General features: G+C 69.2%; 35 protein-coding genes. 5 read left to right on the top strand and 30 right to left on the bottom strand.

Going from position 1 to position 25,811, the window contains the following annotated elements; all coding sequences use genetic code 11:
- The first annotated feature begins 28 nt into the window (after positions 1-28).
- Both ABXJ56_RS08820 and ABXJ56_RS08815 read left to right on the top strand, forming a co-directional pair.
- Positions 29-1,033 carry a glycoside hydrolase family 6 protein gene (locus ABXJ56_RS08820; protein ID WP_353999290.1) on the top strand — a complete coding sequence of 335 codons (1,005 nt, stop codon included), beginning with the start codon at positions 29-31 and terminating at the stop codon, positions 1,031-1,033.
- 169 nt (positions 1,034-1,202) lie between these two features.
- Positions 1,203-2,183, top strand: a complete 981-nt coding sequence (locus ABXJ56_RS08815; RefSeq protein ID WP_353999289.1) for a response regulator transcription factor — start codon at positions 1,203-1,205, stop codon at positions 2,181-2,183.
- Positions 2,184-2,218: 35 nt separating this feature from the next.
- Here the strand turns inward: ABXJ56_RS08815 and ABXJ56_RS08810 are convergent, their stop codons facing one another.
- Positions 2,219-3,700 carry a glycosyltransferase family 2 protein gene (locus ABXJ56_RS08810; protein WP_353999288.1) on the bottom strand — a complete coding sequence of 494 codons (1,482 nt, stop codon included), beginning with the start codon at positions 3,698-3,700 and terminating at the stop codon, positions 2,219-2,221.
- Positions 3,701-3,801: 101 nt separating this feature from the next.
- On the opposite strand from ABXJ56_RS08810, the gene ABXJ56_RS08805 reads away from it, so the two are divergent.
- Positions 3,802-5,430: an ATP-binding protein gene (locus ABXJ56_RS08805; protein WP_353999287.1), complete on the top strand. Its 1,629-nt coding sequence runs from the start codon at positions 3,802-3,804 to the stop codon at positions 5,428-5,430.
- On the top strand, positions 5,430-6,602 hold the full coding sequence (locus tag ABXJ56_RS08800; protein ID WP_353999286.1) for a hypothetical protein: 1,173 nt from the start codon (positions 5,430-5,432) through the stop codon (positions 6,600-6,602). Before ABXJ56_RS08805 ends, ABXJ56_RS08800 begins: the two co-directional genes overlap by 1 nt.
- On the opposite strand, the gene ABXJ56_RS08795 is transcribed toward ABXJ56_RS08800, so the two are convergent.
- Together ABXJ56_RS08795 and ABXJ56_RS08790 are read right to left on the bottom strand one after the other, a co-directional pair.
- Positions 6,580-7,197: a hypothetical protein gene (locus ABXJ56_RS08795; RefSeq protein ID WP_353999285.1), complete on the bottom strand. Its 618-nt coding sequence runs from the start codon at positions 7,195-7,197 to the stop codon at positions 6,580-6,582. The genes ABXJ56_RS08800 and ABXJ56_RS08795 overlap by 23 nt on opposite strands.
- 43 nt (positions 7,198-7,240) lie before the next feature.
- Complete coding sequence (locus tag ABXJ56_RS08790; protein ID WP_353999284.1) at positions 7,241-8,101, bottom strand: universal stress protein; 861 nt, start codon at positions 8,099-8,101, stop codon at positions 7,241-7,243.
- Positions 8,102-8,244: 143 nt separating this feature from the next.
- On the opposite strand from ABXJ56_RS08790, the gene ABXJ56_RS08785 reads away from it, so the two are divergent.
- Positions 8,245-10,182: an acyltransferase family protein gene (locus ABXJ56_RS08785; protein WP_353999283.1), complete on the top strand. Its 1,938-nt coding sequence runs from the start codon at positions 8,245-8,247 to the stop codon at positions 10,180-10,182.
- Positions 10,183-10,228: 46 nt separating this feature from the next.
- Here the strand turns inward: ABXJ56_RS08785 and ABXJ56_RS08780 are convergent, their stop codons facing one another.
- From ABXJ56_RS08780 to rplB, 27 genes are all read right to left on the bottom strand, one after another.
- Entirely contained in the window at positions 10,229-11,185 is a 957-nt protein-coding gene (locus tag ABXJ56_RS08780; protein ID WP_353999282.1) for a GNAT family N-acetyltransferase, read from the bottom strand.
- Positions 11,186-11,257: 72 nt separating this feature from the next.
- Positions 11,258-11,824 carry a 50S ribosomal protein L17 gene (gene rplQ / locus ABXJ56_RS08775; protein ID WP_353999281.1) on the bottom strand — a complete coding sequence of 189 codons (567 nt, stop codon included), beginning with the start codon at positions 11,822-11,824 and terminating at the stop codon, positions 11,258-11,260.
- Between the two features lie 45 nt (positions 11,825-11,869).
- Entirely contained in the window at positions 11,870-12,859 is a 990-nt protein-coding gene (locus tag ABXJ56_RS08770) for a DNA-directed RNA polymerase subunit alpha (RefSeq protein WP_353999280.1), read from the bottom strand.
- A 138-nt stretch (positions 12,860-12,997) separates the two neighbouring features.
- A complete protein-coding gene (gene rpsK, locus ABXJ56_RS08765; RefSeq protein ID WP_013583990.1) occupies positions 12,998-13,396 on the bottom strand; it encodes a 30S ribosomal protein S11 in 399 nt (132 codons plus the stop codon).
- Between the two features lie 31 nt (positions 13,397-13,427).
- Complete coding sequence (gene rpsM, locus ABXJ56_RS08760; protein ID WP_353999279.1) at positions 13,428-13,802, bottom strand: 30S ribosomal protein S13; 375 nt, start codon at positions 13,800-13,802, stop codon at positions 13,428-13,430.
- Positions 13,803-14,082: 280 nt separating this feature from the next.
- The gene (gene rpmJ / locus ABXJ56_RS08755; RefSeq protein ID WP_005050492.1) at positions 14,083-14,199 is read right to left on the bottom strand and encodes a 50S ribosomal protein L36; all 117 of its coding nucleotides are present in this window, start codon (positions 14,197-14,199) and stop codon (positions 14,083-14,085) included.
- Positions 14,200-14,266: 67 nt separating this feature from the next.
- Positions 14,267-14,488 carry a translation initiation factor IF-1 gene (gene infA / locus ABXJ56_RS08750; RefSeq protein ID WP_017201569.1) on the bottom strand — a complete coding sequence of 74 codons (222 nt, stop codon included), beginning with the start codon at positions 14,486-14,488 and terminating at the stop codon, positions 14,267-14,269.
- 151 nt (positions 14,489-14,639) lie between these two features.
- The gene (locus tag ABXJ56_RS08745) at positions 14,640-15,323 is read right to left on the bottom strand and encodes a DsbA family protein (RefSeq protein ID WP_353999278.1); all 684 of its coding nucleotides are present in this window, start codon (positions 15,321-15,323) and stop codon (positions 14,640-14,642) included.
- A 41-nt stretch (positions 15,324-15,364) separates the two neighbouring features.
- On the bottom strand, positions 15,365-16,204 hold the full coding sequence (gene map / locus ABXJ56_RS08740) for a type I methionyl aminopeptidase (RefSeq protein WP_353999277.1): 840 nt from the start codon (positions 16,202-16,204) through the stop codon (positions 15,365-15,367).
- A gap of 2 nt (positions 16,205-16,206) precedes the next feature.
- On the bottom strand, positions 16,207-16,797 hold the full coding sequence (locus ABXJ56_RS08735) for an adenylate kinase (protein WP_353999276.1): 591 nt from the start codon (positions 16,795-16,797) through the stop codon (positions 16,207-16,209).
- Positions 16,794-18,116 carry a preprotein translocase subunit SecY gene (secY, locus tag ABXJ56_RS08730; protein ID WP_353999275.1) on the bottom strand — a complete coding sequence of 441 codons (1,323 nt, stop codon included), beginning with the start codon at positions 18,114-18,116 and terminating at the stop codon, positions 16,794-16,796. Before secY ends, ABXJ56_RS08735 begins: the two co-directional genes overlap by 4 nt.
- 142 nt (positions 18,117-18,258) lie before the next feature.
- The gene (gene rplO, locus ABXJ56_RS08725) at positions 18,259-18,828 is read right to left on the bottom strand and encodes a 50S ribosomal protein L15 (RefSeq protein WP_353999274.1); all 570 of its coding nucleotides are present in this window, start codon (positions 18,826-18,828) and stop codon (positions 18,259-18,261) included.
- Positions 18,828-19,013: a 50S ribosomal protein L30 gene (rpmD, locus tag ABXJ56_RS08720; protein ID WP_020098644.1), complete on the bottom strand. Its 186-nt coding sequence runs from the start codon at positions 19,011-19,013 to the stop codon at positions 18,828-18,830. The genes rplO and rpmD overlap by 1 nt, the downstream gene beginning before the upstream one ends.
- Positions 19,013-19,702: a 30S ribosomal protein S5 gene (gene rpsE, locus ABXJ56_RS08715; RefSeq protein ID WP_353999273.1), complete on the bottom strand. Its 690-nt coding sequence runs from the start codon at positions 19,700-19,702 to the stop codon at positions 19,013-19,015. The genes rpmD and rpsE overlap by 1 nt, the downstream gene beginning before the upstream one ends.
- The gene (gene rplR, locus ABXJ56_RS08710) at positions 19,699-20,058 is read right to left on the bottom strand and encodes a 50S ribosomal protein L18 (RefSeq protein WP_053546362.1); all 360 of its coding nucleotides are present in this window, start codon (positions 20,056-20,058) and stop codon (positions 19,699-19,701) included. Before rplR ends, rpsE begins: the two co-directional genes overlap by 4 nt.
- A gap of 2 nt (positions 20,059-20,060) precedes the next feature.
- A complete protein-coding gene (gene rplF / locus ABXJ56_RS08705) occupies positions 20,061-20,597 on the bottom strand; it encodes a 50S ribosomal protein L6 (RefSeq protein ID WP_353999272.1) in 537 nt (178 codons plus the stop codon).
- Between the two features lie 6 nt (positions 20,598-20,603).
- Positions 20,604-21,002: a 30S ribosomal protein S8 gene (rpsH, locus tag ABXJ56_RS08700; RefSeq protein ID WP_053546364.1), complete on the bottom strand. Its 399-nt coding sequence runs from the start codon at positions 21,000-21,002 to the stop codon at positions 20,604-20,606.
- Between the two features lie 91 nt (positions 21,003-21,093).
- On the bottom strand, positions 21,094-21,687 hold the full coding sequence (rplE, locus tag ABXJ56_RS08695) for a 50S ribosomal protein L5 (protein ID WP_353999271.1): 594 nt from the start codon (positions 21,685-21,687) through the stop codon (positions 21,094-21,096).
- Positions 21,687-22,046: a 50S ribosomal protein L24 gene (rplX, locus tag ABXJ56_RS08690; RefSeq protein WP_053546366.1), complete on the bottom strand. Its 360-nt coding sequence runs from the start codon at positions 22,044-22,046 to the stop codon at positions 21,687-21,689. The genes rplE and rplX overlap by 1 nt, the downstream gene beginning before the upstream one ends.
- A gap of 4 nt (positions 22,047-22,050) precedes the next feature.
- Complete coding sequence (rplN, locus tag ABXJ56_RS08685) at positions 22,051-22,419, bottom strand: 50S ribosomal protein L14 (protein ID WP_053546367.1); 369 nt, start codon at positions 22,417-22,419, stop codon at positions 22,051-22,053.
- A gap of 3 nt (positions 22,420-22,422) precedes the next feature.
- Positions 22,423-22,752 carry a 30S ribosomal protein S17 gene (gene rpsQ / locus ABXJ56_RS08680; protein WP_053546368.1) on the bottom strand — a complete coding sequence of 110 codons (330 nt, stop codon included), beginning with the start codon at positions 22,750-22,752 and terminating at the stop codon, positions 22,423-22,425.
- Entirely contained in the window at positions 22,752-23,066 is a 315-nt protein-coding gene (gene rpmC, locus ABXJ56_RS08675; RefSeq protein ID WP_353999270.1) for a 50S ribosomal protein L29, read from the bottom strand. Before rpmC ends, rpsQ begins: the two co-directional genes overlap by 1 nt.
- Entirely contained in the window at positions 23,066-23,485 is a 420-nt protein-coding gene (gene rplP / locus ABXJ56_RS08670; protein ID WP_067354305.1) for a 50S ribosomal protein L16, read from the bottom strand. The genes rpmC and rplP overlap by 1 nt, the downstream gene beginning before the upstream one ends.
- Positions 23,485-24,243, bottom strand: a complete 759-nt coding sequence (gene rpsC, locus ABXJ56_RS08665) for a 30S ribosomal protein S3 (RefSeq protein WP_053546370.1) — start codon at positions 24,241-24,243, stop codon at positions 23,485-23,487. Before rpsC ends, rplP begins: the two co-directional genes overlap by 1 nt.
- Complete coding sequence (gene rplV / locus ABXJ56_RS08660) at positions 24,243-24,638, bottom strand: 50S ribosomal protein L22 (protein ID WP_053546371.1); 396 nt, start codon at positions 24,636-24,638, stop codon at positions 24,243-24,245. Before rplV ends, rpsC begins: the two co-directional genes overlap by 1 nt.
- A 26-nt stretch (positions 24,639-24,664) precedes the next feature.
- Positions 24,665-24,946, bottom strand: coding sequence for a 30S ribosomal protein S19 (gene rpsS, locus ABXJ56_RS08655; RefSeq protein WP_184750200.1), 282 nt, complete (start codon positions 24,944-24,946; stop codon positions 24,665-24,667).
- 12 nt (positions 24,947-24,958) lie between these two features.
- Positions 24,959-25,798, bottom strand: a complete 840-nt coding sequence (gene rplB / locus ABXJ56_RS08650; protein ID WP_053546373.1) for a 50S ribosomal protein L2 — start codon at positions 25,796-25,798, stop codon at positions 24,959-24,961.
- Between the last annotated feature and the right edge of the window lie 13 nt (positions 25,799-25,811).

The raw sequence follows: 25,811 nt of genomic DNA, 5'->3' as shown, positions 1-25,811 counted from the left end.
CTACGGTGGGCGCGGGTAGAGTCCGAGGGTGAGAAAGCGCGGGCGAGTCCTCGGGACGGTGGGCGTGGCGCTCCTGGGAACGGCGGGAGTCGCCGTGGCCGCCTTCGCGATCTGGCAGATGCTCTTCGCGGCTCCCGCCGGGCCGCAGCCCCCCGCCCCCGGCGACGCCCTCTTCGTCTCGCCGGACTCCTTCGCCGCCCGTGCCGCCGCCGAGGGCGGGGAGGATGCGGCTTCCGAGGCAGCCGCGTATCTCGCCGCCCAGCCGACCGCCGTGTGGCTCACCCCCGAGACCTATCCGATCGGCAGCGTCACCGCCGCCGTCGAGGGGATCCTCGCCCAGGCCCGCGCGCAGGACGCGACGCCCGTCCTCGCCGTCTACGGTCTCCCCGATCGCGACTGCGGCAACTTCTCCGCCGGCGGACTGGACGCCGCGGCCTACCCCGGGTGGATCGATGCCATCGCCGCCGGGCTCGCCGCAGATCCCGCGCAGAGCGCGGTCGTGATCCTCGAACCCGACGCCCTGGCGCTCGACTGCGACGAGCCGGAGGTGCGCACGGCGCAGATCGCCGACGCAGCCTCCCGGCTCGCGGCGGAGAACACCTTCGTCTACGTCGACGGGGGCCACTCCAACTGGCGGTCGGTCCCGGAGATGGCGACCCTCATCGCCGAAGTCGCCGAGGCCGCCCCCGGGTCGATCCGCGGATTCGCCACCAACGTCTCGAATGGGAACTCGGACGCCGACGAGAGCGCCTACGCGCGGCAGCTCGTCGGTCAGCTCGAGGCCTGGGGTTTCGACGACCTCCACGCGGTGATCGACACCTCGCGCAACGGCGCCCCGCACACCGGCTCGGAGTGGTGCAACGTCCGGGGGCTCCGCGTGGGAGCGGTCGGCGGCACCTGGGGAGACGACGTGATCGACACGAACCTGTGGATCAAGCCCCCGGGCGAGAGCGACGGCACCTGCAACGGCGGACCGCCGGCGGGTGCGTGGTGGCCGGAGGCCGCGGTGGAGCTGACCCGCGACATCCTGTGACGCCGGGGCCCGGGACGCCGATAAGCTGACGAGAACGTGGACCGCAGGTCCATAACAATCGGGTGGGGGTGCCCGTCCGCTGTGTACCATGGCGCTGACCCATGGCTCCTGAGGTGTCGCACCCCGCGGCCCCACCGCGCTCCACTCCCCTCACCATCGAGAGATCCCCATGAACGACTCCAGCGGCGTCCCCAAGACCGCGGTCATCGTCGAAGACGACGCAGAGATCCGCCACCTCCTCGTCGAGGTCTTCGAAGGAGCCGGATTCTCGACGGTCTCGGTCGGCAACGGCATCGACGGCGTGCAGGCCGTCCTCAGCTACCAGCCCACCGTGACGACGCTCGACATCACGATGCCGGGCATCGACGGCTTCGAGGCCGCGCGACGGATCCGCCAGCAGAGCGACACGTACATCATCATGCTCACCGGCCTCAAGGACGAGGCCGACCTCGTCCTCGGACTCGGGTCGGGCGCGGACGAGTACCTCACCAAGCCCTTCCGGCCCCGCGAGCTCCGCGCGCGCCTGGACGCGATCCTGCGCCGCCGCGAAGCTGCGCAGGCGGCCGGCACGGGAGCGACGGCCCCGCCCGCTCCTCGTCAGGAGCAGGTCGGGCCGTCGTTCCCGGGTGGCCGCAACACCGCTGCGCGACACGGTGTGATGGATGCCGGCTCCGCCGCCTCCCCGACGGCGGTGCCGGCATCCGTTCCTCCCCCGCCGTCAGAGGCCTCCGCGACCGTGGTGATCGCGGAGTCGGGTAGCGAGGTCCCCGCCTCGCCTGCCTCGAACGGCACCCTCGAGCACGTCGGGTCGGCCGCGGTGCGGCACCGCGACCTCGCGCTCGATCCTGATTCGCGCATCGTCGTGATCGACGATCGCGAAGTCGATCTGACCCGCACGGAGTTCGACCTCCTGGCCACGCTCATGGAGTCCAAGCGTCGTGTGCGGACCAAAGCCGATCTCACCCTGGTCCTGCGGGGCGAGTCGTACGTCACCAGCTACTTCGTGGGCGAGGCCGACAAGCGTGCCATCGAAGCCCACATGACCAACCTCCGGCGCAAGCTCGGCGACTCCCCCACCAACCCGCGCTACATCGAGACGGTGCGCGGGGTGGGCTACCGCCTGACGGCGGAGGCCGGCTCGCCGGCGTGAGGCCGCGAGGACCCCGGCGCCCGTCACCCGGGCGCTCATACCTGGAACCCCTGGTGGCGGCGGATCAGCTTGAAGAACATCATGAGCGTCTGCAGGACCGTGATGACGCCGACGATCGGCCAGCCGACCCACAGGATGGTGGACTGCGCGACCGGCGGGAGCATCACCCAGATGACGGCCATGGCGATCAGGGACGCGATCAGCAGCACCAGCGGCACCCAGTAGGTGCTGCCCCCGCCCTTCTCGGCCTTGGCCTGCATGGCCCAGTTGTCCACCTTCTTGCGCGACAGGAATCGGGTCCACGAGCGCAGGAAGTGGCTGATGCGCACCCACATGAACACCTCGGCGGGGGCGACGAGCCCCGCGAAGAGGACGTCACGGGCCGTGCGGTCCTTCATGGTGAAGGCGATACGCATGTTGAGCGCGACGGCCATCGCCGGCGGGATGAGCCACCACGGCGAGAAGACGAACGCACCGATGGACAGCGAGCCGGCCAGGAGCACCAGGAAGGCGACGCGGACGAAGAAGTTCGTGAGCATGCCGATGTTCTCGAACCAGCGCAGGCGCAGGTTGGGGTGCAGCGGCTGACCCTTCGTGTCGCCGCGCTGTCCCGGCCACATCAGCTCGATGGCGCCGTAGGTCCACTTCACCTGCTGCGCGTCGTACGAGCGGAGCGTGGTCATCCCACCGACATCCGCGCGGGCGAACGGGCTGATCTTGGTGAGGTATCCGGCGCTCTTGATCTGCAGCGAGAGGAGCGAGTCCTCGACCTCGCTATCCTTCACCCAGGGGGTGGACTGGTGGTTCTGCACCATGACATCGCGCAGGGCCGCGGTGGAGAAGATCGAGAACTGTCCGCCGAGCACGGCCATGTTCCGGCCACGCAGCAGGTTCTGCATGTTGAACGCGGCGAACTGGGTGCGCTGCCCGGAGATCAGGAACTTCGCGACCGCGCCCTTGATCGGGCGGTCGTCGATGGAGTAGATCGCCGAGATGCCGCCGATGCGGCTGTCCGACATGGCCTCGCTCTCGAGGTACTCCACAGCCTGACGGTCGGCGATGGTGTCGCCGTCGACGCCCAGCAGGTAGTCGTAGCCCTCCACCAGCGCGAAGCCGTAGTTGAGGGCCCCGACCTTCTTGTCCGGGTTCTTGCCGATGTCGTGGACGAAGACCTCGGTGAACTGCTCGCCGAGCTCGGTGACGACCTCGTGCGGACCGCTGTACCGGGAGGCGATCTTCACCGTCTTGTCGGAAGTGTTGTTGACCACCACGTGGATGACGTCCGGGACCCGCGTCTGACCGAGGAGCGACTCGATGACGTCGGCGATGGACTCCTCCTCGTTGTACGCGGGGATGACGCAGCCGATGGTCGAGCGGCCGACGATCGCGTCGTCGAGGACCGACTCGAACTCCCGGTCGATCTCGCGCTCGACCGGCTCGGTCGGCTCCAGCTGCTCGATGACGGTGCGGGCGAGTGCACCGCGGCGCACGAGGGCGGTGGGGGGAGTCGTTGTCATGCAGATCACTCTGCCCGCTCGACCGCAAGGCGTCGCCGACGGGCCATGAGCGCTTCCGCAAGGAAACCTCAAGACGACCGCAACGCCCGGAGCGTGCGGTGATGGACACCATTCGCGTCTCCGGTCGCACCCGATCCATCTGGCTGACCCAGCTCTCCCTGGCGGGCGCCGTGATCGTCATCGCGCTGATGGCGATGATCCTCGCACCCGAGTTCTTCGGGCAGCTGCACTTCATCGTCGGCACCGCGGTGATCGTCGGGCTGGCGGCTTTCACCATCGGGGCGCCGTGGGACCGGTGGCCGAAGCTCGCCGTCCTCGCCGTCCCGTTCCTGGACGCCGTCGCCATCGGCGTGCTCGCCTTCGGCACCGACCTGCGTCTGAGCTTCCTGTGGGCGTTCCCCGTCATGTGGGCCGGGATGCATTTCCGCCTGCCCGTGCTTGCCGTCATGCTCGGCGTGATCACCGGCCTCATCTGCCTGGAGATCCTGAACAACACCCCGGGGGCCACCGCACTCCGTGTCTTCATCGTGATGTCGACGCTGGCCTTCATCGGCATCACCGCCCACCTGGCGATGCGGCAGGTGCGGGCATCGAGACGTCTGATGGCGCGACAGGCCTCCCGCCTGCACGCGACGGTCGAGCGCCGCTCCGAGCAGGAGCGCCGGACGAACGAGATCCTCAACGCCGTCGACATCGGCGTCGCCCGGGTCGCGACGAGCGGGCCGACACTGTCGGTGAACAGCACCTACGGCCGCCTGTACGGCATCGATCCGCGCGACCCCGAGCAGCCCGCCCGATCGGTCGAGTACTCCGGACACCGCGGGATGCCGATCCCGCCCAGCGACCGGACCCTCACGCGCGCGCGGAGAGGCGACACCTTCCACGACCAGCGCGTGTGGATCTTCACCACGGACGGCGAGTGGCGGACGCTGTCCGTCACGGCCAAGCGCCTGCGGTCCTCGGCCCACGAGGACGAGACCATCCTCCTCCTGGTGCACGACGTCACCGCCGTCACCCACGCTCAGCGGGAGCGCGAGCGCCTCGCCGCCATCGCCTCGCACGAGCTGCGGCATCCGCTCACCGTCATGATCGGCACCGCCGAGCTCGCCCTCGAGGACGACAGCATGCCGCCCAAGGCCGTCGAACGGTTCCAGAAGCTCCTCGACGCGAGCGAGCGGATGCTGGAGATGACCCAGCAGATGCTGGGGCCGCGTTCGGCCGTCCGCTCGGAGGCTCCCCCGGCCGACCCCTCCCCCCGGGAGGAGACCGACCTCCAGCCGATCCTGATCGATTCGGTCGCCTCCTACGAGCAGGTCGGACGGGCCAAGGACGTCCGCGTCTCCCTCTCCACCACCGGGCGCCTCCGCGCGGTGGTGGATGGATTCCGGATGCGGCAGGTCTTCGACAACCTCGTCAGCAACGCCGTGAAGTACACCGAGGCCGGCGGCGAGGTCGAGATCAGCGCGGGCCTCGAGGGGGCCGACGTCGTGGTGAGCATCGCCGACACCGGGATCGGGATCGCCACCGAGGACATCCCCCGCGTCCTCACCCCCTACTTCCGCACGTCCGTGGCGAAGAAGACCGCCGCGGGCACCGGGCTCGGCCTCGGCATCACGAAGGAGATCGTCGAGGCGCACGGCGGCTCCCTCACGATCGACAGTGCGCTCGGCGAAGGCACCGTCATCACCGTCCGTTTGCCTCGCGGGGGCACCGCGGAGGAGGGAGCCTGATGGACATCTTCCGGACGATCGGGACCACCGACTTCGGCATCTGGCAGGCGGTCTTCGCCGCCGCGGCCACCGCCATCACGGTCGGGATCGCGTTCCTGCGCGCCCCGAGCCGCGCCACCCTCTACTGGACCTACGCGTTCACCCTGGCCCTCGTGTCCACCTTCGGCGTGATCGCGGCTCAGATCGCGGAGAACGAACCCGCACGGGCCTTCGCCCTCGGGCTCCTCCTCGGCGCCCCGGCCACGCTGTGGTCGGGCTTCCGCGCCCACCGCGGCGTGCGCGCCCACATCTGGGTGGGCCCCGCCCTCGCGCTCCTGATCGCCGTCGTCCTCACGGTCGCGGCCGGCTCGGAATGGTTCGCCACCGCGTACCGCGTCTCCTACCTGCTGGCTGCGCTCTCGGGTGGGCTGTTCCTGTGGGAGTGGAACCGGATGCCGGACCGGAGCGACCCGGTGATCTGGCCCTTCGGGGTGGTGACGATCCTGTTCGTGGCGATGGGGGTCGCCGGCGCGATCGTGCGTCTGTCGACCCGCCCGATCGACGAGGACTTCACCGTCACGCGTCCGCTCTCCGCGGTGGGCATGCTCGTCTACATCGTCACGGCGCTCATCGCGATCCTCGGACTCACCGTCGCACGTCGGGCGACGGGCGGGTCGACGCCCCTCATCGACCGCCAGTTCGCGGCGTTCCGCGACACCGCCGACGCGCGGCTGCAGCGCGCGCTCCCGACCAGCGAGGTCTGCTCGGTCCTCGTCGTCCGGCTCGACGATCTGAATCAGCTGCGCACCACGCTCGGCGCCGAGGAGATCGGCGCCGTCACGGAACGGATGGTCGAAGCGCTCCGCACGACAGCCGGGGCGGGGACCCTCGTCTCACCGACCGCGGAGGGCGCCGTCGCGGTCTTCGCGGCCCGGCCCGAGGGAGCCACGCGCGACCTGCTGCGCCGACTTCTCCGCGCCGTCGGCGATCTCGAGGTGGACTCCCGGATGCCCGTCCAGCTGTCCGCGAGCGCCGGCTGGTGCTCGACGACCGTCGGGGGGTACGACCTCGACGCCCTGCTCTTCATCGCGCGGGGGGCGGCCGAAGTCGCGCAGGAGCGCGGCGGCGATCAGTGGGAGCGCGCGGACGGCAGCTTCATCGAGCGGCTGGTCACGGGGCTGGAGGAGCGGTGAGGGCCACGGTGAGGACGTCCGTGGCGGTCTGCTTGGCGTAATCGGCCGAATCCGGCGCCGTCTGCATGAGGAAGTCGTACGTGATCTGCAGGATCACACGGTCGGCCTCCTCGGGGACCGCCCCGATCTGGAACGTCTGCGAGTAGCTCTGCGGGCTGAGGACGAGGTACCCCGGGTTGACCGTCGCGGTGTCCGTCTGCGCGGCGAGCGGCGCCAGCTGCCCGGTGGCCGTCGCGGGGATCGCCACGACGCTCGCCTGCTGGAGGTACACCTTCTTGCCGTCGTCGGGGGTCACGGTGGTCGTCAGCGACATGTTAAGCGGCTTCAGGGCCCCCGGCGTCCACTGATCCATCGACAGCGGCGACCAGTAGTCCACCGTCGCCGAGACGGCGCCCGCCTGCAGCTCGCGCTGCGTCGACCCGCTCGAGAGGTCGTTGGGGACCGGCGCGGGAACGGTCGCGGTGGGCGAGCCGGTGGGGGCGGTCGTCGACCCGCCCGGCTCCTCCCACGGCGGAGTGCCGCATCCGGTGAGCGCCGCGCCCGTGGCAAGGGCGACGGCGAGCGCGATCGAGAAGCGAAGCGGGGGAGTGCGCATGGTCTTCCGTCCGTGAGAGGCCTTCGGCCAGTGTAGGGCCCCCTCAGCGCACGATCGCGACGGCGCTGGGGAGCCGGCGCAGCACCTCCTCGCTGACCGAGCCGAGGAGGAAGCGGGCGATCGCGCCGCGGCCGTGCGAACCGAGCACCGTCAGGCGCGCGCGGCGCGCGTACACCTCGATCGCCTCCGAGGGGTAGCCGCGTTCGACGTGGCGTTCGATGCGCAGATCCGGGTACGTCGACGACAGGCCGGCGAGGGAGAGCCCGAGGCTCTCCTCGGCCAGGCGGGCGAGGGCGTCGAGGTACTCCGGTGGGTACAGACCCGGATTCCGGGAGACCTCCATCGGGTTCCACGCGATGACGGTGACGAGCGTCTCGCCGAGTCGGTCGGCCTCGGCGGCGGCGAATCCGATGGCGCGCTCGGAGAGGTCCGAGCCGTCCACGCCGACGACCACGCCCGACCGCGGACCCGGGTCGGTGTCGGGCACGACGACGACGGGTGCATGGGAGCCGGCGGCGATGCGGATGCCGTGCGGTCCGCGGGCGGGTCCCGCGTCGCCGCGGAAGTCGCTGCCGATGACGAGGAGCGCGGCATCCGTCGACGCCTCGATGAGCTTCGCGACGGGGTTCCCGTGGTCCACACGCACGCGGACGTCGAGGCGGTCGGGGTGGGCGGCGATGAGCGCGCGCGCCTGCGCCTCGAGCTGGGCGTGGAGATCGTCGACGGCCTGCTCGACGAGGTGCGCCTCGCCGATCGTCCCCACGGCTCCGCCCACGATGGAGAAGAGCAGCAGTCGCTGACGGCGGTCGAGGGCCCGGTCCACCGCCCACGCGATCGCGCGCTGTCCGGAGCGTCGACCCGCCTCACTGTGGAGGGCGACGCCGACGACGATGGTGTCCTTCATGATGACCTCCTCCGGTCTCCTCCACGCTACGTCCGGGTCCCGCCGCCGCACGGGGACCTTGGTCCCGGCGTCGCCTCCGGAACTCCCAGCGTCCGGTCGTACACTGTCACGCGCCGTCTCTCGACCCCGGCCGCTCCCCCTCGATGACGTTCACCGCGCCCCGTCCGACCGCCGCCCGCTTCGCCGGGCTGGACGGTCTGCGCGCCGTCGCCGTGATCCTCGTCGTGGTGTACCACCTGTTCGGTCCGGCACTGCTCCCGGGCGGGTTCCTCGGTGTCGACGTCTTCTTCGTCATCAGCGGGTTCCTCATCACCTCGCTGCTCCTCCGCGAGCTCGCGGCGACGGGCGGCATCCGTCTGGTCGAGTTCTGGCGCAGACGCGCGCGACGCCTGCTGCCCGCGCTGCTGGTGGTCCTCGCGGTCTGCACGACGCTCGCCGGCCTCATCGGCGGTGACGTGCTGCGCGGGCTCGGCTGGCAGGTCCTCGGCGCCCTCACCTTCAGCTTCAACTGGATCGCCCTCGCCGGAGACACGGGCTACTTCGCCGCGACGACGACCGAGGTCTTCCGAAACGTCTGGTCCCTCGCCGTCGAGGAGCAGTTCTACCTCCTGTGGCCGCTCGTGCTGCCCCTGTTCCTGCTCCTGCCGAAGCGCTCGTGGCGCGCCTCGGCGGCCGTGGCCCTCGCCGCGCTCAGCGCCGCGGGCATGGCGCTGGTGGTCGCCGGCGGTGCGGGCGCACCCGCCGCCTCGGATGCCGTCACCCGCGCGTACTTCGGCACCGACACCCACGCCTTCGGCATCCTGCTCGGGGTGGCGCTCGCCTTCGCGCTCCCCGCCCTCCTGGACCGGCTCGGAGACGATCGCGGGCGGCTGGCCACGGGCGCGGGCGTGACGGCCGTCAGCGGCGTGATCGTGCTCGCGCTCCTCCCGGCGGGCGACGGCGTGGCGACCTTTCCCGGCGTCCTCTTGGCCGCGAGCGCCCTGACGGCGGTGGCGATCCTGTCGGCCGCCGTGCCCGGCTCCCGGCTGGGAGGTGCGCTCGACGTGGCGCCGCTGCGCTGGGTCGGCGATCGCTCCTACGGGATCTACCTGTGGCACTGGCCGCTGCTCGTCCTGGCGCTCGCGTGGGTGCGCGGCACCGGGCCCGAGGCGGGCGTGCCCGTCGGGGTGGGCCTGGGCGTGCTCGTGGCGACCCTGGGCGCGGCCGAGCTGTCGTACCGGTTCGTGGAGACCCCTCTCCGGCGCGACGGGTTCCGCGGCACCGCGTCGCGTCTCGGCACCGCCCTGCGCGGATCGGCGCGCGTCCGCGCCCGCGCCGTCGGTGCGGTGGCCGTGACGGCCCTGTTCCTCGGCGGGTCCAGCGTGGCTCTGGCCGCGGCTCCCGCCGAGACCTCCTCCGAAGCGGTGGTGTCCGCCGGAGCGGCGGCGCTGGAGGCGGCGGAGGAGAGCTCTCCCCACCCGGCCCCGTCCCGGACGACCGCACCGTCGCCCGCGCCCGCGGTGAGCGCCCCCTCACCGACCCCCGTCGCCGGCGAGGAGATCACCGCCGTCGGCGATTCCGTCATGCTGGCTGCCGCTCCGGGTCTCCTCGAGGAGCTCCCCGGCATCCAGGTCGACGCGGCGGTGTCGCGGTCGGTGTGGGCCGGGCCCGGCATCCTGGAATCCCTCGCCGCGCAGGGCCAGCTCCGCCGCTACGTGGTCGTGGCGCTCGGCACGAACGGCCCCGTCGACACCGCCGTCCTGCAGCGGATGGTCGACGTCGCCGGTCCCGATCGCGACGTCATCCTCGTCAACGCCTACGCGCCGCGCGACTGGATCCCCCAGGTCAACGCCGATCTCGCGGCGTTCGCGGCGGAACACCCGCGCGTGAGCATCGCCGACTGGTCGGGGGCGATCGCGCCGCGGGAGGATCTGCTGGCCGGTGACCGCATCCACCCGGGCGAGGAGGGCGGCCGACTCTTCGCCCGGACCGTGGAGGCGGGTGTCACCGCCGTCGAGCACGCGCGCGCGGCCGCGGAGCACGACGCGCAGATGCGCGAGTACCGCCGACTGCACCACGCCGAGGTCCGCATCCCGCAGTGACGGATGCCGCGACGGACGGCGCCGCGCCGGAGGCCCTGCCGTCGGCTCAGAAGCGGTCGACGAGCGCCTGCTGGCGGTGCGTCGCACGGAAGCCCAGCCGCTCGTACAGCGTGTTCGCACCCGTCTTGCTCGCGGTGTCGACGTCGAGGACGGCCTGCTCGAGCCCCGCGCTCCGGGCCGCGTGGAGCGTGCGGGCGATGACGGCCGGGGCGAGCCCTCTCCCCCGCTCGTCGCGGATGACGCCGATGAGGTCGATGTAGGTGTTCGGCGCGCCGAGCGCAGCCCAGTCCTCCTCGTTGACCGACGCCAGACAGAACGCCACCACGCGCCCGTCCCGCACCGCCAGAGTGGAGAGATCGGGTCGGAGGAAGGGCCCGTCGACGAACTTCGACCAGCGCTCCGTGGTGCTCGGGAGACTCCCCCAGTGATCCCGGAAGGCGTCGTTCCGAGCCAGACGCACATCCTCGGACCGGTCCGGGGAGTAGGGAACGAGATCGACGCCGTCGGGAGAGGCGACGTCCTCGAGCGGCGCGGACAGATCGCGCTGCATCGAGCTGAACCACCGCTCGGTGCGCAGCCCCCGCCGCTCGCCCAGGTGCACGGCATCCGTGTTCGCCTCATCGACGTACTGGAAGATCGCCGCGGGCCCGTCGGCTCCGGTGGCCGCGATGAGCTCCCGGGTGCGCGTGTGGCTCCACGCGAGAAGCTCTCGACCGATGCCCTGTCGCCGGCGGTCGGGACGGACGGTCCCCTGCAGGTAGCCGTGGATCCCGGCGGACGTGTCGGGGTGCACCATGGCCCACGCGAAGCCGACGATGTCACCCGCGACGTCGACGGCCACCCGGGTGTCGAGGGCCGGATCGACGTGAGACAGCGCGAACACGTCCGCGAGGTCCTCGCGCGGCGTCACCCACGTGGGGTGGTCGATGCGATCGGCGGCGACGACCACCGCGTGGATCGCGTCGAGGTCGCCGACGGTGGCGGGGCGCAGGCTCGTGGTCATCCCTCCAGCGTACGCACGAGACCCGCACCCCGAAAACGGGATGCGGGTCTCGTGGTGATCGTCGACGCGGTGTCAGGCCTTGTCGTCCTCGACGGCGTCCTCGGCGGCGGCCTCGGCAGCCGCGCCCTCCTCCGGCGACTCCGCGCCGGCCTCGGCGGCGGTGTCGTCCGCAGCGGACTCCTCGGCGACCGGAGTCTCCTCGGCGGGGGTCTCCTCGGCGGGGGTCTCCTCGGCGGCGACCGGGGCGGCCGCGCGCTTGGTGGCCTTGGCCTTCGGCTTCACCGGCTCGAGGACGAGCTCGATGACGGCCATGGGGGCGTTGTCACCCTTGCGGTTGCCGACCTTGGTGATGCGCGTGTAGCCACCCTCACGGTCGGCCACCAGCGGCGCGATCTCGGTGAACAGGACGTGCACGACTTCCTTGTCACCGATGACGCTGAGCACGCGACGACGCGCGTGCAGGTCGCCGCGCTTGGCGAACGTGATGAGACGCTCGGCCAGTGGACGCAGGCGCTTCGCCTTGGTCTCCGTGGTCTTGATGGACTTGTGCGTGAACAGGGCGGCGGCCAGGTTCGCCAGCAGCAGACGCTCGTGTGCGGGGCCGCCTCCGAGGCGGGGTCCCTTCGTGGGCTTGGGCATTGTGATTACTCCAGTGGGAAAAGTCGGTCAGGTGAGCCGAAGGACTCAGGCGTTCTCGTCGTCGTAGCCGCCGTAGAAGTGCGCGCCGTCGAACCCGGGAACCGAGTCCTTGAGCGACAGCCCGAGCGAGACGAGCTTGTCGCGCACCTCGTCGACCGACTTCTGGCCGAAGTTGCGGATGTTCATCAGCTGCGTCTCGGAGAGGGCGACCAGCTCCGAGACGGTGTTGATGCCTTCGCGCTTGAGGCAGTTGTAGGAGCGGACCGAGAGGTCGAGGTCCTCGATGGGCATCGACAGCTCGTTCGAGAGGACCTGCTCCACGGGGGCGGGTCCGATCTCGATGCCCTCGGCCTCGACGTTCAGCTCGCGGGCGAGGCCGAACAGCTCGGTCAGGGTGCGACCTGCGGACGCCACGGCGTCGCGCGGGGCGATCGAGGCCTTGCTCTCGACATCCAGGATCAGCTTGTCGAAGTCGGTGCGCTCACCGGCACGGGTGGCGTCGACGCGGTAGCTGACCTTGAGGACCGGCGAGTAGATCGAGTCGATCGGGATCTGACCGGCCTCGGCGTACTCGTTGCGGTTCTGCGTGGCCGAGACGTAGCCGCGGCCGCGCTCGATCGTGAGCTCGAGCTCGAAGCGCGCGGTGTCGTTGAGGGTGGCGATGACGAGGTCGGGGTTGTGCACCTCGACGCCCGCGGGAGCGGAGATGTCGGCGGCGGTGACCTCACCGGCGCCGGTCTTGCGCAGGTACGCCGTGATGGGCTCATCGCGCTCGCTGGAGACGACCAGCTGCTTGATGTTGAGGATGATCTCGGTGACATCCTCCTTGACACCGGGGATGGTGCTGAACTCGTGGAGGACGCCGTCGATGCGGATCGAGGTGACGGCGGCACCGGGGATCGACGACAGCAGGCTGCGGCGCAGCGCGTTGCCGATCGTGTAGCCGAAGCCGGGCTCCAGCGGCTCGATGATGAACCGGCTGCGGAACTCCCCGATCTTCTCCTCGGTCAGAGTGGGACGCTGTGCGATGAGCACGATGTGTTCCTTTCGATCACGTGCCCGCTATATGACACGTGCGGTGAATGAGGTGTTGAGTTGTTCTCGAGTCCCGATCCGCCGTCGCACGGGCGAACAGCATCGCCGCGCGACGGCGGATCGAGACGGAAAGGAATGTCAGACGCGGCGGCGCTTGGGGGGACGGCAGCCGTTGTGGGCCTGCGGGGTGACGTCCTGGATCGAGCCGACCTCGAGGCCGGCGGCCGTCAGCGAGCGGATCGCGGTCTCGCGACCCGAGCCCGGACCCTTGACGAAGACGTCGACCTTCTTCACGCCGTGCTCCTGCGCCTGGCGCGCCGCGGACTCCGCGGCCATGCCGGCGGCGTACGGGGTCGACTTGCGCGAGCCCTTGAAGCCGACACCGCCCGAGGACGCCCAGCTGATGACGGCGCCGGAGGGATCGGTGATCGAGACGATGGTGTTGTTGAACGTCGACTTGATGTGGGCCTGACCCACGGCGATGTTCTTCTTCTCCTTGCGGCGCGGCTTGCGCGCTGCGGACTTGGCCTGTGCCATGTGCGTGTTCTCCTAAACCCTGGGGCCGCGCTTAGCGCGCCTTCTTCTTGCCGGCGACGGTGCGCTTGGGGCCCTTGCGGGTGCGCGCGTTGGTCTTCGTGCGCTGACCGCGCACGGGGAGGCCGCGACGGTGGCGCAGACCTTCGTAGGAACCGATCTCGACCTTGCGGCGGATGTCGGCGGCGACCTCACGGCGAAGGTCACCCTCCACCTTGTAGGTGCCTTCGATCTGGTCGCGGAGGGCGACGAGCTGGTCGTCGCTGAGGTCCTTGACGCGGATGTCGTGGTCGATGCCGGTGGCGGCGAGGACCTCATGCGAGCGGGTACGGCCGATGCCGTAGATGTAGGTGAGCGCAATCACCACGCGCTTGTCGCGCGGGATGTCGACGCCGGCAAGACGTGCCATGTCGTTCTCCTGAGGAGTCGTGCGAAGGTGTGGAGCAGCATCGGTGCCCGGGCCTTCGTCCCGAGGTGTCCCCCGCCGCGCGGGTTCTGATGCTGCCTGTGTGCCCGGTGATCGAGTAGCCGGCGCAGCCGGCGTACCGAGATCGGGGTCGTGCGTGTGGAGTTGTGGGTGGTGCGGTGAGAGCCGGGGGTTAGATCTCGATACACCGCGCCGGAGGCGCGGCACTCGATCCTGACCCGAGTCGCATCAGCGCGGCTGTGCCGCGGTGATCCGACTCGCGTCAGCCCTGGCGCTGCTTGTGACGCGGGTTGGACTTGCAGATCACCATGACTCGCCCGTGGCGACGGATGACCTTGCAGTGGTCGCAGATGGGCTTGACCGAGGGGTTGACCTTCATGATTTCTTCTCTTCGCTGTCTTCGCCCCCGCCGACCAGGCCTGCGGAGGCGTTACTTCTCGACCGGTCTAGCGGTAGCGGTAGACGATGCGTCCGCGCGTGAGGTCGTAGGGCGAGAGCTCCACGACGACACGGTCCTCGGGGATGATGCGGATGTAGTTCTGCCGCATCTTGCCGGAGATCGTTGCGAGGACCTTGTGTCCGTTGCTCAGCTCGACGCGGAACATCGCGTTGGGCAGGGCCTCGGAGATCACGCCCTCGATCTCGATGACACCGTCTTTCTTCGCCATACGCTCGCTAACACTTCGTGCAGACCGGTCGGTCTGCGGTGGATGGGAGTCGGTGCTGTGGACACGCCGATGAAGGCGCAACGCACCAAAGATCAAGCATACGTGATAGTGGATGCCGCGGCAAATGGGCGCGGCATCCCCTCACACGCGCTCAGCCGAAGAGCGTCGCGAGCTGGCCCGGGGCGGGGATCTCGGCGTTGGAGATCACCTCGCCGTTCACCGTCAGCGTCGGCGTGGCGATGCCGGCGGCGCCCGGCTGCACCGGAGTCTCCTGCGTGATCGACCCCACGTAGCGGGAGTAGGTCTGATCCGTCACGCACGCGTCGACGCCGTCGACACCCACGGAGGAGGCGATCGCGAGGATCTCGTCGTCCGTGAGGCCCGCGGTCGCCTCTGCGGGCTGCGCCGCGAACATCGCCTGCAGGAAGGGCAGAGCGGCACCCTCGTCCGCCACGGCCACGCAGTACATCGCGTTGGCGGCGCGGGTGGAGAACTCCGTCCCCTGCGACTGACGGTCGAGGATCGAGATGGGGTGGATCTCGAGGGTCGTGGAGCCGTCCTCGACGAGACCGTCGATCTCGGGGCCGTACGCGGCCTCGAAGTCGCCGCACACCGGGCACATGAAGTCGATGTAGGTGGCGAGGGTGTTCTCGCCGTCGCCGACCGAGATCGCGCCCGTCTCGGCGTTGATGTTGGCGGCCTGCGGGGCTTCCCCGGGGCCGGTCGCCGCATTGTTCAGCACCACGACCAGGGCGCCGACGGCGACGATCGCCACGACGACAGCCGCACTGACCCAGACGGCGAACCAATTGACCTTGCGCGCAGCAGCAGCCATCATCTTCCTCTTCCGAACCTCGTCGAACCGAGCGCCGGGACTCAGGCGATCGGCTGGGGGGTGACGCCGAACGGCGCGAGCGCCTCGGCGCCGCCGTCGGGCGCGGTGAGCACCCACACGCCGCCATCATGCACGGCGACGCTATGTTCCCAGTGTGAGCCGGCTGTGCCGTCGACGGTCGACACCGTCCAGCCGTCGTCCTCGACCTCGGTCTCCTGGTCGCCGATGACCACCATGGGCTCGATGGCGAGCACGAGGCCGGGACGCACCTCGGGCCCCGGGTCGCTCACCCGGTAGTTGAACACCGACGGGGACTCGTGCATCTTGCGTCCGATGCCGTGGCCGACGTAATCGCGGAGGATGCCGTAGCCGCCGTCCGGTGCGTGGTCCTCGATGTACCCCTCGATGGCCGCGCCGATCTCGCCGAGGTGACGCGCCGTGGCGAGGGCGGCGATCCCCGCCCAGAGCGACCCGCGCGTGACATCGGACAGCCTCTCGCGTTCGGCCACGACACCCGGGCGAGCCGGATCGTCCAGGACGACGGTGAAGGCCGAGTCGCCGTTCCACCCCTTGTAGAGGGCGCCGCAGTCCACCGAGAGGATGTCCCCCGCCTCGAGCACCCGCTCCCCCGGGACACCGTGGACGACCTGCTCGTTGACGGAGGCGCAGACGGTGTGGCGGTAGCCGCGCACGAGCTGGAAGTTGCTCGTCGCTCCGCGCTCGGCGATCACGCGCGCGGCGGCGGCATCCAGCTCACCCGTGGTGACGCCCGGGGCGACGAGCTCTCGGACGGCATCCAGCGCCGCGGCCGTGATCAGCCCCGGCTCGATCATCGCCCGCAGCTGCGCGGGGGATTTGTAGATGGAACGGCGGAGCACCACGGTCAGCCGACGCGCACGAGGCCGCGCGCCTCGAGCGCCGCGACGATGCGCTCGGTGATCTCATCGAGCGAGCCGACGCCGTCGATGGGCACCACCGCGCCGCGTTCGCGGTACACGTCGAGGATCGGGGCGGTCTCGCGCTCGTAGATGGCGAGGCGGTTCGCGATGATCTCTTCGGTGTCGTCGCTGCGGCCCTGCTCGGCGGCGCGCTGCGACAGCCGGGAGATGCTCTCTTCCCGGGGGACGTCCAGTTCGATGACCGCATCGAGCTGCTCGTCGCGATCGGTCAGGAACGCGTCGAGGTCGCCGACCTGGCCGAGGTTGCGGGGATAGCCGTCGAGCAGGAATCCGCCCGCCGCATCGCCCTGCGACAGGCGCTCGCGCACCACCGCGCTCGTGAGCTCGTCGGGGACGAGGTCCCCCGCTTCGATGATGGCCTTGACCCGCTCGCCGAGCTCCGACCCTCCGGAGACGGCGGCGCGGAACATGTCGCCGGTGGAGATCGCAGGGATGCCGAAAGCCTCCGCGATCCGCACCCCCTGGGTGCCCTTGCCCGAGCCCTGCGGCCCGACGATCAGCAGACGCGTGGTCATCGCAGAAGCCCTTCGTAGTGACGCTGCTGCAGCTGCGCGTCGATCTGCTTCACGGTCTCCAGACCCACACCGACGATGATGAGGATCGAGGCACCGCCGAAGGGGAAGTTCTGGTTGGCACCGACGGTCGCCAGCGCGATCAGCGGCAGGAGGGCGATCAGACCGAGGTAGATCGATCCCGGCGCGGTGATGCGGGTCAGGACGTAGTCGAGGTACTCCGCCGTCGGACGACCCGCGCGGATGCCGGGGATGAAGCCGCCGTACTTCTTCATGTTGTCGGCGACGTCGACCGGGTTGAAGGTGATCGCGACGTAGAAGTACGTGAAGCCGATGATGAGGAGGAAGTACACCAGCATGTAGATCCAGCTGTCACCGTTGGTGAAGTACTGCTGGATCCACGCCACCCAGCCCGGGATCTCCTCGCCCGGCTGCGGCTGGTTGAACTGCGCGATGAGCGCCGGGATGTACAGCAGCGACGAGGCGAAGATGACGGGCACGACGCCGGCCATGTTGACCTTGATGGGGATGTAGGTGTTCGTCCCGCCGTACGTGCGGCGTCCCACCATCCGCTTGGCGTACTGGACGGGGATGCGGCGCTGGGACTGCTCGACGAACACGACGAGGGCGATGACCACGACGCCGACGGCGATCACGAGGAGGAAGACCTCGAAGCCGCGGGCGAGCCAGATGGAACCGAGGGCCGAGGGGAACGTCGCCGCGATCGAGGTGAAGATGAGGAGCGACATGCCGTTGCCGATGCCGCGCTCGGTGACGAGCTCGGCGAACCACATGATGAGGCCCGTGCCGGCGGTCATCGTGATGATCATCAGCAGCTGCGCCCACCACACGTCGTTCGTGAGGAGCTGCTCGCACTCGGGGATGCCGGTGACGCCGAAGAGCTGGCCCGACCGGGCGACGGTGACCAGGGTCGTGGACTGCAGCAGAGCGAGGGCGATGGTGAGGTAGCGGGTGTACTGGGTCAGCTTCGACTGCCCCGCCTGCCCCTCCTTGTAGAGGGTCTCGAAGTGCGGGATGACCACGCGCAGGAGCTGGGTGATGATCGTCGCGGTGATGTAGGGCATGACGCCCAGCGCGAAGATCGACAGCTGCAGCAGCGCACCGCCGGAGAAGAGGTTCACCAGGGACAGCAGGCCGTCCGTGCCGCCGGACTGCGCGAGGCATGACTGGACGTTCGGGAAGTCGACGAACGGCGTCGGGACGTGGGCACCGAGCCGATACAGCACGATGATGCCCAGGGTGAAGCCGATCTTCCGCCTCAGGTCGGGTGTGCGGAAGATCCGCGCGATGGCGCTGAACAAGAGCGTTCCTCCAGTGGGGATGACGGCGCGCTCGCAGGCGCACCGTCACAAGACTAGCCCAGCCGGTCCCGCACGCGTCAGCGTCGGATCTCGCCGGGGACGACAACGGGGGCCGGAGAAACTCTCCGACCCCCGTTCGCCATTACTTGACGGTGCCGCCTGCGGCGACGATCTTCTGCTCCGCGGAGCCCGAGACCTTGTCGACCGACACGTTCAGTGCCACGTCGATGTCGCCGGTGCCGAGCACCTTGACCTTCTCGTTCTTGCGCACCGCGCCCTTGGCCACCAGGTCGGTGACGGTGACGTCTCCGCCCTTCGGGTAGAGCTCGGCGAGCTTCTCGAGGTTGACCACCTGGTACTCCACGCGGAACGGGTTCTTGAACCCGCGCAGCTTCGGGGTGCGCATGTGCAGGGGCATCTGCCCACCCTCGAAGCCGACCTTGACCTGGTAGCGGGCCTTGGTTCCCTTGGTACCGCGACCGGCCGTCTTACCCTTCGAACCCTCACCGCGACCCACGCGGGTCTTGGCGGTGTGGGCGCCCGGGACGGGACGCAGGTGGTGGACCTTCAGCACGCCGGGGCGCGAAGCCGCGACATCCTTCTTCGCCTCCGCCTTGGCGGGGGCCTTCTTGGCTGCCGGCTTCTTGGCGGCGGCCTTCTTGGGCTCGGTCGCCTCGACGACGTCGTCCTTCTTCTCAGCCTTGTCGGCCATCAGTCGATCTCCTCAACCTTCACGAGGTGCGCGACGGTCTTGATGTATCCGCGCGTCTGCGCGTCATCGGGGCGGACGACGGAGTCGTTGATCCGCTTCAGACCGAGCGAACGCAGCGTGTCACGCTGGTTCTGCTTCTCGCTCACCTTGGACTTGACCTGGGTCACCTTCAGGCGCGCAGCCATCAGACACCTGCCTTCGCGGACGCCGTGGCCTCGGCCTCGGCACGGACGAGACGGGCGGGGGCGACCTGATCGAACTCGAGACCGCGACGCGCGGCGACCGCGCGGGGCTCCTCGAGCTGCTTCAGGGCCTCCACCGTCGCGTGGACGATGTTGATCGTGTTCGACGAGCCGAGCGACTTCGAGAGCACGTCGTGGATGCCGGCGCACTCGAGCACGGCGCGCACGGGACCGCCCGCGATGACACCGGTACCGGCCGCAGCCGGACGCAGCAGCACGACGCCGGCGGCAGCCTCACCCTGCACGGGGTGCGGGATGGAGGAGCCGGTGCGCGGCACGCGGAAGAAGTTGCGCTTGGCCTCTTCGACACCCTTCGAGATCGCCAGGGGGACCTCGCGGGCCTTGCCGTAGCCGACACCCACCAGTCCGTTGCCGTCGCCGACGACCACGAGCGCGGTGAAGCTGAACCGACGGCCGCCCTTGACGACCTTCGACACGCGGTTGATGGTCACGACGCGCTCGAGGAACTGGCTCTCGCTGCGGTCGCGGCCACCGCGGTCGCGGTTGGGGTTGCGCTCACGACCACCGCGACGCGGCTCGCGCTCGGCGGGCGCATCGGCGGCGGGCGCCGCTGCCTGCTCGGTAGCGGTCACTTCGTTCTCCACCTTCTGGTTGTTCACTGCATCGCTCACAGGTTCAGACCTCCCTCACGGGCGCCGTCCGCGATCGCTGCGACGCGACCGGCGTAGCGGTTGCCACCGCGGTCGAAGACGACGTCGGAGACGCCGGCGGCCTTGGCGCGCTCAGCGAGGAGCTCGCCGACCTTGCGGGCCTTCGCGGTCTTGTCGCCGTCGAACCCGCGCAGGTCGGTTTCGAGCGTGGAGGCGCTGGCCACGGTGTGGCCCTTGCTGTCGTCGACGATCTGCACGAAGACGTGACGTGCGGAGCGCGTGACGACCAGACGGGGCCGCTCGGCAGAACCGACGATCTTCTTGCGCAGGCGGGCGTGACGACGCGAACGCGCCTGAGACTTTGTCTTGACAGCCATCGTTACTTACCACTCTTTCCGGCCTTGCGACGCACGACCTCGCCGGCGTACCGCACACCCTTGCCCTTGTAGGGCTCGGGCTTGCGGATCTTGCGGATGTTCGCAGCCGCCTCGCCGACGGCCTGCTTGTCGATCCCGCTCACGGTGAGCTTGTTGTTGCCCTCCACCGTGAGGGTGATCCCGGCCGGCGGCTCGATCAGGACGGGGTGCGAGAAGCCGAGGGCGAACTCGACCGAGCTGCCCTTCTGCGCGACTCGGTACCCGGTGCCGACGACCTCGAGGCCCTTGGTGTAGCCCTGGGTCACGCCGACGATGTTGTTGTTGATGAGGGTGCGGGTCAGGCCGTGGAGCGACCGCGACTCGCGCTCGTCGTCGGGACGGGTGACGAGCACCTGGCCCTCTTCGACGGAGACCTCGATGGGGCTGGCGACGGCGAGCTTCAGCTCACCCTTCGGGCCCTTGACGGAGACCTCGCGACCCGCGACCTCGACGGTCACGCCCGCGGGGATGTCGATGGGAAGACGTCCGATACGCGACATGTCAGATCACCACACGTAGGCGAGGACTTCCCCACCCACGCCCTTCTGCTCGGCCTGACGGTCCGTGAGGAGACCGGAGGAGGTGGACAGGATCGCGACGCCGAGGCCACCGAGGACGGTGGGGATCTCGGTCGACTTCGCGTAGACGCGGAGGCCGGGCTTGGACACGCGCTTGATGCCGGCGATCGACCGCTCGCGGTTCGGGCCGTACTTCAGATCCAGCGTGAGGGTCTGTCCGACGCGGGCGTCCTCAACGCGCCAGTCGGCGATGTAGCCCTCCTGCTTGAGGATGTCGGCGATGTGGGTCTTGAGCTTGGAGCTCGGCAGCGACACGGTGTCGTGGTGCGCCGAGTTCGCGTTGCGCAGACGGGTCAGCATGTCTGCGACCGGGTCTGTCATCGTCATGGATAGCTTCTTTCGTTCATGAGGTTTCGCCGCGCCGTTCCACGACGGGCGACCTTCCATGGGTGCCCCCGAGCCCCGGGGGCGGGGGTTTTCAGGCCTTGGCGTCTTCCGTGCGGAAGGGGAAGCCCAGGTGACGCAGCAGCGCCCGACCCTCGGCATCCGTCTTCGCCGTGGTGACGATCGTGATGTCGAAGCCGCGGACGCGGTCGATCTTGTCCTGGTTGATCTCGTGGAAGACCGACTGCTCCTGCAGACCGAAGGTGTAGTTGCCGTTGCCGTCGAACTGGTCGCCCGACAGACCGCGGAAGTCGCGGATGCGGGGCAGCGCCAGGTTGACGAGGCGGTCGACGAACTCCCACGCGCGGTCGCCGCGGAGGGTGACGTGCGCGCCGATGGCCTGACCCTCGCGCAGCTTGAACTGCGCGATGGACTTGCGGGCCTTGGTGACGACGGGCTTCTGACCGGTGATCTTGGTGAGATCGTCGACCGCACCATCGATCACCTTGCTGTCACGAGCGGCCTCGCCGACACCGGTGTTCACGACGACCTTGACCAGGCCGGGGATCTGCATGACGTTGGCGTAGCCGAACTCGTCCTGCAGAGCCTTCTTGATCTCGGAGTTGTACTTCTGCTTGAGGCGGGGCTGGGTCTTGCCAGCCGCCGCGGCAGTCGCGGTGTTGCTCATCAGAGGTCCTTGCCTGACTTCTTCGCGTAGCGGACGCGCACGGTGCGCTTCACGCCGTCCTTCGTCTGCTCCTCGACGCGGTGGCCGACACGGGTCGGCTTCTTGGTCGAGGGGTCGACGACGGCGACGTTGGAGATGTGGATCGGGGCTTCCATCGTCTCGATGCCGCCCGTCTTGGTTCCCCGCTGGCTCTGGCCGACGCGGTTGTGCTTCGTGACGTAGTTGACGCCCTCGACGATCACGCGGTTCTGCTCGACGAGGACCTCGAGGACCTTGCCCTGCTTGCCGCGGTCGCCGCCCTTGTCCTGCTTCTTGCCAGTGATGACCTGAACGAGGTCACCCTTCTTGATCTTGGCCATGCGGTCAGATCACCTCCGGTGCGAGCGAGACGATCTTCATGAACTTCTTGTCACGGAGCTCACGACCGACCGGTCCGAAGATACGGGTGCCGCGGGGCTCCCCGTCGCTCTTCAGGATGACGGCGGCGTTCTCGTCGAACTTGATGTAGGAACCGTCGGGACGACGGGTCTGCTTGACGGTGCGGACGATGACGGCCTTGACCACATCGCCCTTCTTGACGTTGCCGCCGGGGATCGCGTCCTTGACCGTGGCGACGATGATGTCGCCCAGGCCCGCGTAACGCCGGGCGGAGCCGCCGAGCACACGGATGGTGAGCAGCTCCTTGGCACCGGTGTTGTCGGCGACCTTGAGGCGGGATTCGTTCTGAATCATGGGTTACTTCGCCTTCTCGATGATCTCCACCAGGCGCCAGCGCTTGGTGGCGCTGAGCGGGCGGGTCTCGTTGATGAGGACGAGGTCGCCGATGCCGGCGGTGTTGCCCTCGTCGTGCGCCTTGACCTTCGACGTGCGGCGGATGACCTTGCCGTACAGCGGGTGCTTCACGCGGTCTTCGACCTCGACGACGATCGTCTTGTCCATCTTGTCGCTGACGACGTACCCACGACGGGACTTGCGGTACCCGCGGGCGTCCGCGTCGCGGACATCGTGCTCAGCGTGCTCGTGACCGGGCTCGACGGCCTGGTCGGCCTTCTTGGCGGTGGCCATCACTCAGCCCCCTCTTCCTTGGTGGCCTCGGCGGAGTCCGCCTTGGTGGCCTTGGTCTTCTTGGCCTTGGTCTTGGTCTCCACGGGCGCGGGAGTGGCACGGATGCCGAGCTCGCGCTCACGGATCACGGTGTAGAGCCGCGCGATGTCGCGCTTGACGGCGCGGATGCGACCGTGGCTCTCCAGCTGGCCGGTGGCCGACTGGAAGCGCAGGTTGAACAGCTCTTCCTTGGCCTTGCGCAGCTCCTCGACGAGGCGCTGGTCTTCGAACGTGTCGAGCTCGCTCGGTGCGAGCGTCTTGGTGCCGATCGCCATTACGCGTCGCCCTCCTCGCGCTTGATGATGCGTGCCTTCAGCGGCAGCTTGTGGATGGCACGGGTCAGGGCCTCACGAGCGAGTTGCTCGTTGACGCCGGCGACCTCGAACAGGACGCGACCCGGCTTGACGTTTGCGACCCACCACTCCGGCGAACCCTTACCCGAACCCATGCGGGTTTCGGCGGGCTTCTTGGTCAGCGGACGGTCGGGGTAGATGTTGATCCACACCTTTCCACCACGCTTGATGTGACGGGTCATCGCGATACGCGCCGACTCGATCTGTCGGTTCGTCACGTACGCGGGGGTGAGGGCCTGGATGCCGAACTCGCCGAAGGAGACCTTCGTGCCACCGGTCGCCTGGCCGTCACGCTTGGGGTGATGCTGCTTGCGGTACTTGACCTTGCGGGGGATGAGCATTACGCCGACGCTCCTTCTGCCACGGGGGCCTCGTTGCGAGGACCACGGCGACGGTCGCCGCCGCGGTCGTCACGACCGCGGGACTTCGGCGCGTTGGCCTGCTCGCGGGCGAGCTCCTTGTTGGTGAGGTCGCCCTTGTAGATCCACACCTTCACGCCGATGCGGCCGAAGGTCGTCTTGGCCTCGTAGAAGCCGTAGTCGATGTTCGCGCGGAGCGTGTGCAGGGGCACACGACCCTCGCGGTAGAACTCCGACCGGCTCATCTCGGCGCCGCCGAGACGGCCCGAGACCTGGATGCGGACGCCCTTGGCGCCGGCGCGCTGCGCGCCCTGCAGGCCCTTGCGCATCGCGCGGCGGAACGCCACACGAGCGGAGAGCTGCTCGGCCACACCCTGCGCGACCAGCTGCGCGTCGGCCTCGGGGTTCTTGACCTCGAGGATGTTCAGCTGGATCTGCTTGCCGGTGAGCTTCTCGAGGTCGGTGCGGATGCGCTCGGCCTCCGCACCGCGGCGGCCGATCACGATGCCGGGACGCGCGGTGTGGATGTCGACGCGGACGCGGTCACGCGTGCGCTCGATCTCGATGTTGCTCACGCCCGCGCGGTCGAGGTTCGACTGCAGGAGCTTGCGGATCTTGATGTCCTCGGCCACGTAGTCGGCGTAACGCTGGCCCGGCTTCGTCGAGTCCGAGAACCAACGCGACACGTGGTCCGTGGTGATGCCGAGGCGGAAGCCGTACGGGTTTACCTTCTGGCCCATTACTTGCTCGCCTTCTTCGTGGATGCCGGAACCGTCTCGTCGACCTCGGGGGTGGACAGCACGACGGTGATGTGGCTGGTGCGCTTCTTGATCTGGAAGGCCCGACCCTGCGCGCGGGGCTGGAAACGCTTGAGCGTCGTGCCCTCGTCGACGTACGCGTTCTTCACGTACAGGTCGGACTCGTTCAGGTACTCGCCGTCCTTGTCGGCCTTGACGCGAGCGTTCGCGATGCCGGCGGCGACGAGCTTGTAGATGGGCTCGCTCGCACCCTGGGGCGCGAACTTGAGGATGGCCAGGGCCTCCTCGGCCTGCTTGCCCTTGATGAGGGCGACGACACGACGAGCCTTCTGAGGGGTCACGCGGATGTGTCGCACGCGTGCGATGGACTCCACCATTTCTCTCTCCTCTTCGCACCGCCGCGTCAGCGGCGGCGGCCCTTCTTGTCGTCCTTCACGTGGCCGCGGAAGGTGCGGGTGGGCGCGAATTCGCCCAGTTTGTGGCCGACCATGGTCTCGGACACGAACACGGGGATGTGCTTGCGTCCGTCGTGCACGGCGATCGTGTGGCCGAGCATGGCCGGCACGATCATCGAGCGACGGGACCAGGTCTTGATGACGTTCTTGGTGCCGGCTTCGTTCTGCGAGACCACCTTGCGAAGCAGGTGCTCGTCGACGAAGGGGCCCTTCTTAAGGCTGCGAGGCATCTTCCTCTACTCCTACTTCCGCTTCTTGCCGGCGTTGCGACGACGGACGATGTACTTGTCGCTTTCCTTGTTCGCGTGACGGGTGCGGCCCTCGGCCTGGCCCCACGGCGAAACAGGGTGACGACCACCGGAGGTCTTACCCTCACCACCACCGTGCGGGTGGTCGACCGGGTTCATCGCGACACCGCGGACGGTCGGGCGGACGCCCTTCCAGCGCTTGCGGCCGGCCTTGCCCCAGTTGATGTTCGACTGCTCGGCGTTGCCGACCTCGCCGACGGTCGCGCGGCAGCGCGCGTCGACGTTGCGGATCTCGCCCGAGGGCAGACGCAGCTGCGCGTACGGGCCGTCCTTGGCGACGAGACGCACCGAGGTGCCGGCCGAACGGGCGAGCTTCGCGCCGCCGCCCGGGCGCAGCTCGATGGCGTGCACGACGGTACCGGTGGGGATGTTCTTCAGCGGCAGGTTGTTGCCCGGCTTGATGTCCGCCGAGGCGCCCGACTCGACGACGTCGCCCTGCGACAGCTTGTTCGGCGCCAGGATGTAGCGCTTCTCGCCGTCGAAGTAGTGCAGCAGCGCGATGCGCGCGGTGCGGTTGGGGTCGTACTCGATGTGCGCGACCTTGGCGTTGATGCCGTCCTTGTCATTGCGACGGAAGTCGATGACGCGGTACTGGCGCTTGTGCCCACCACCGATGTGGCGGGTCGTGATGCGGCCCTGGTTGTTGCGACCACCGGTCTTGCTCAGCGGGCGGAGGAGCGACTTCTCGGGCGTCGATCGGGTGATCTCGGCGAAGTCGGCCACCGACGAGCCGCGGCGACCCGGGGTCGTGGGCTTGTACTTGCGAATAGCCATGTTCTTGGTCCTC

It is taken from the genome of Microbacterium aurantiacum, from assembly GCF_040532595.1.
Lineage (GTDB): Bacteria > Actinomycetota > Actinomycetes > Actinomycetales > Microbacteriaceae > Microbacterium > Microbacterium chocolatum_B.
The sequence above is the reverse complement of the archived record's forward strand: the minus strand, read 5'-3'. Positions and strand labels throughout refer to the sequence as shown.

Excerpts from the sequence above, each read along its gene's own strand:
- rpmD (WP_020098644.1), bottom strand. The coding sequence starts at position 19,013 with ATGGCTGCGCGCCTGAAGGTGACCCAGGTCAAGTCCAAGGTGAGCGAG.
- rplX (WP_053546366.1), bottom strand. The coding sequence starts at position 22,046 with ATGGCCAAGATCAAGAAGGGTGACCTCGTTCAGGTCATCACTGGCAAG.
- rplN (WP_053546367.1), bottom strand. The coding sequence starts at position 22,419 with ATGATTCAGAACGAATCCCGCCTCAAGGTCGCCGACAACACCGGTGCC.
- ABXJ56_RS08745 (WP_353999278.1), bottom strand. The coding sequence starts at position 15,323 with ATGGCTGCTGCTGCGCGCAAGGTCAATTGGTTCGCCGTCTGGGTCAGT.
- rpsM (WP_353999279.1), bottom strand. The coding sequence starts at position 13,802 with ATGGCACGTCTTGCCGGCGTCGACATCCCGCGCGACAAGCGCGTGGTG.
- rpmJ (WP_005050492.1), bottom strand. The coding sequence starts at position 14,199 with ATGAAGGTCAACCCCTCGGTCAAGCCCATCTGCGACCACTGCAAGGTC.
- rpsS (WP_184750200.1), bottom strand. The coding sequence starts at position 24,946 with ATGCCTCGCAGCCTTAAGAAGGGCCCCTTCGTCGACGAGCACCTGCTT.
- rpsH (WP_053546364.1), bottom strand. The coding sequence starts at position 21,002 with ATGACGATGACAGACCCGGTCGCAGACATGCTGACCCGTCTGCGCAAC.
- ABXJ56_RS08815 (WP_353999289.1), top strand. The coding sequence starts at position 1,203 with ATGAACGACTCCAGCGGCGTCCCCAAGACCGCGGTCATCGTCGAAGAC.
- rpsQ (WP_053546368.1), bottom strand. The coding sequence starts at position 22,752 with ATGGCCACCGCCAAGAAGGCCGACCAGGCCGTCGAGCCCGGTCACGAG.
- ABXJ56_RS08795 (WP_353999285.1), bottom strand. The coding sequence starts at position 7,197 with ATGCGCACTCCCCCGCTTCGCTTCTCGATCGCGCTCGCCGTCGCCCTT.
- rplB (WP_053546373.1), bottom strand. The coding sequence starts at position 25,798 with ATGGCTATTCGCAAGTACAAGCCCACGACCCCGGGTCGCCGCGGCTCG.
- ABXJ56_RS08735 (WP_353999276.1), bottom strand. The coding sequence starts at position 16,797 with ATGACCACGCGTCTGCTGATCGTCGGGCCGCAGGGCTCGGGCAAGGGC.
- ABXJ56_RS08810 (WP_353999288.1), bottom strand. The coding sequence starts at position 3,700 with ATGACAACGACTCCCCCCACCGCCCTCGTGCGCCGCGGTGCACTCGCC.
- ABXJ56_RS08790 (WP_353999284.1), bottom strand. The coding sequence starts at position 8,101 with ATGAAGGACACCATCGTCGTCGGCGTCGCCCTCCACAGTGAGGCGGGT.
- ABXJ56_RS08785 (WP_353999283.1), top strand. The coding sequence starts at position 8,245 with ATGACGTTCACCGCGCCCCGTCCGACCGCCGCCCGCTTCGCCGGGCTG.
- rplP (WP_067354305.1), bottom strand. The coding sequence starts at position 23,485 with ATGCTCATCCCCCGCAAGGTCAAGTACCGCAAGCAGCATCACCCCAAG.
- rpmC (WP_353999270.1), bottom strand. The coding sequence starts at position 23,066 with ATGGCGATCGGCACCAAGACGCTCGCACCGAGCGAGCTCGACACGTTC.
- rplQ (WP_353999281.1), bottom strand. The coding sequence starts at position 11,824 with ATGCCCAAGCCCACGAAGGGACCCCGCCTCGGAGGCGGCCCCGCACAC.
- ABXJ56_RS08805 (WP_353999287.1), top strand. The coding sequence starts at position 3,802 with ATGGACACCATTCGCGTCTCCGGTCGCACCCGATCCATCTGGCTGACC.
- rplE (WP_353999271.1), bottom strand. The coding sequence starts at position 21,687 with ATGAGCAACACCGCGACTGCCGCGGCGGCTGGCAAGACCCAGCCCCGC.
- rpsC (WP_053546370.1), bottom strand. The coding sequence starts at position 24,243 with ATGGGCCAGAAGGTAAACCCGTACGGCTTCCGCCTCGGCATCACCACG.
- ABXJ56_RS08800 (WP_353999286.1), top strand. The coding sequence starts at position 5,430 with ATGGACATCTTCCGGACGATCGGGACCACCGACTTCGGCATCTGGCAG.
- rpsK (WP_013583990.1), bottom strand. The coding sequence starts at position 13,396 with ATGGCACAGGCCAAGTCCGCAGCGCGCAAGCCGCGCCGCAAGGAGAAG.
- rplV (WP_053546371.1), bottom strand. The coding sequence starts at position 24,638 with ATGGTGGAGTCCATCGCACGCGTGCGACACATCCGCGTGACCCCTCAG.
- rplF (WP_353999272.1), bottom strand. The coding sequence starts at position 20,597 with ATGTCGCGTATCGGACGTCTTCCCATCGACATCCCCGCGGGCGTGACC.
- rplO (WP_353999274.1), bottom strand. The coding sequence starts at position 18,828 with ATGGCCGACAAGGCTGAGAAGAAGGACGACGTCGTCGAGGCGACCGAG.
- rplR (WP_053546362.1), bottom strand. The coding sequence starts at position 20,058 with ATGGCTGTCAAGACAAAGTCTCAGGCGCGTTCGCGTCGTCACGCCCGC.
- infA (WP_017201569.1), bottom strand. The coding sequence starts at position 14,488 with ATGGCGAAGAAAGACGGTGTCATCGAGATCGAGGGCGTGATCTCCGAG.
- ABXJ56_RS08780 (WP_353999282.1), bottom strand. The coding sequence starts at position 11,185 with ATGACCACGAGCCTGCGCCCCGCCACCGTCGGCGACCTCGACGCGATC.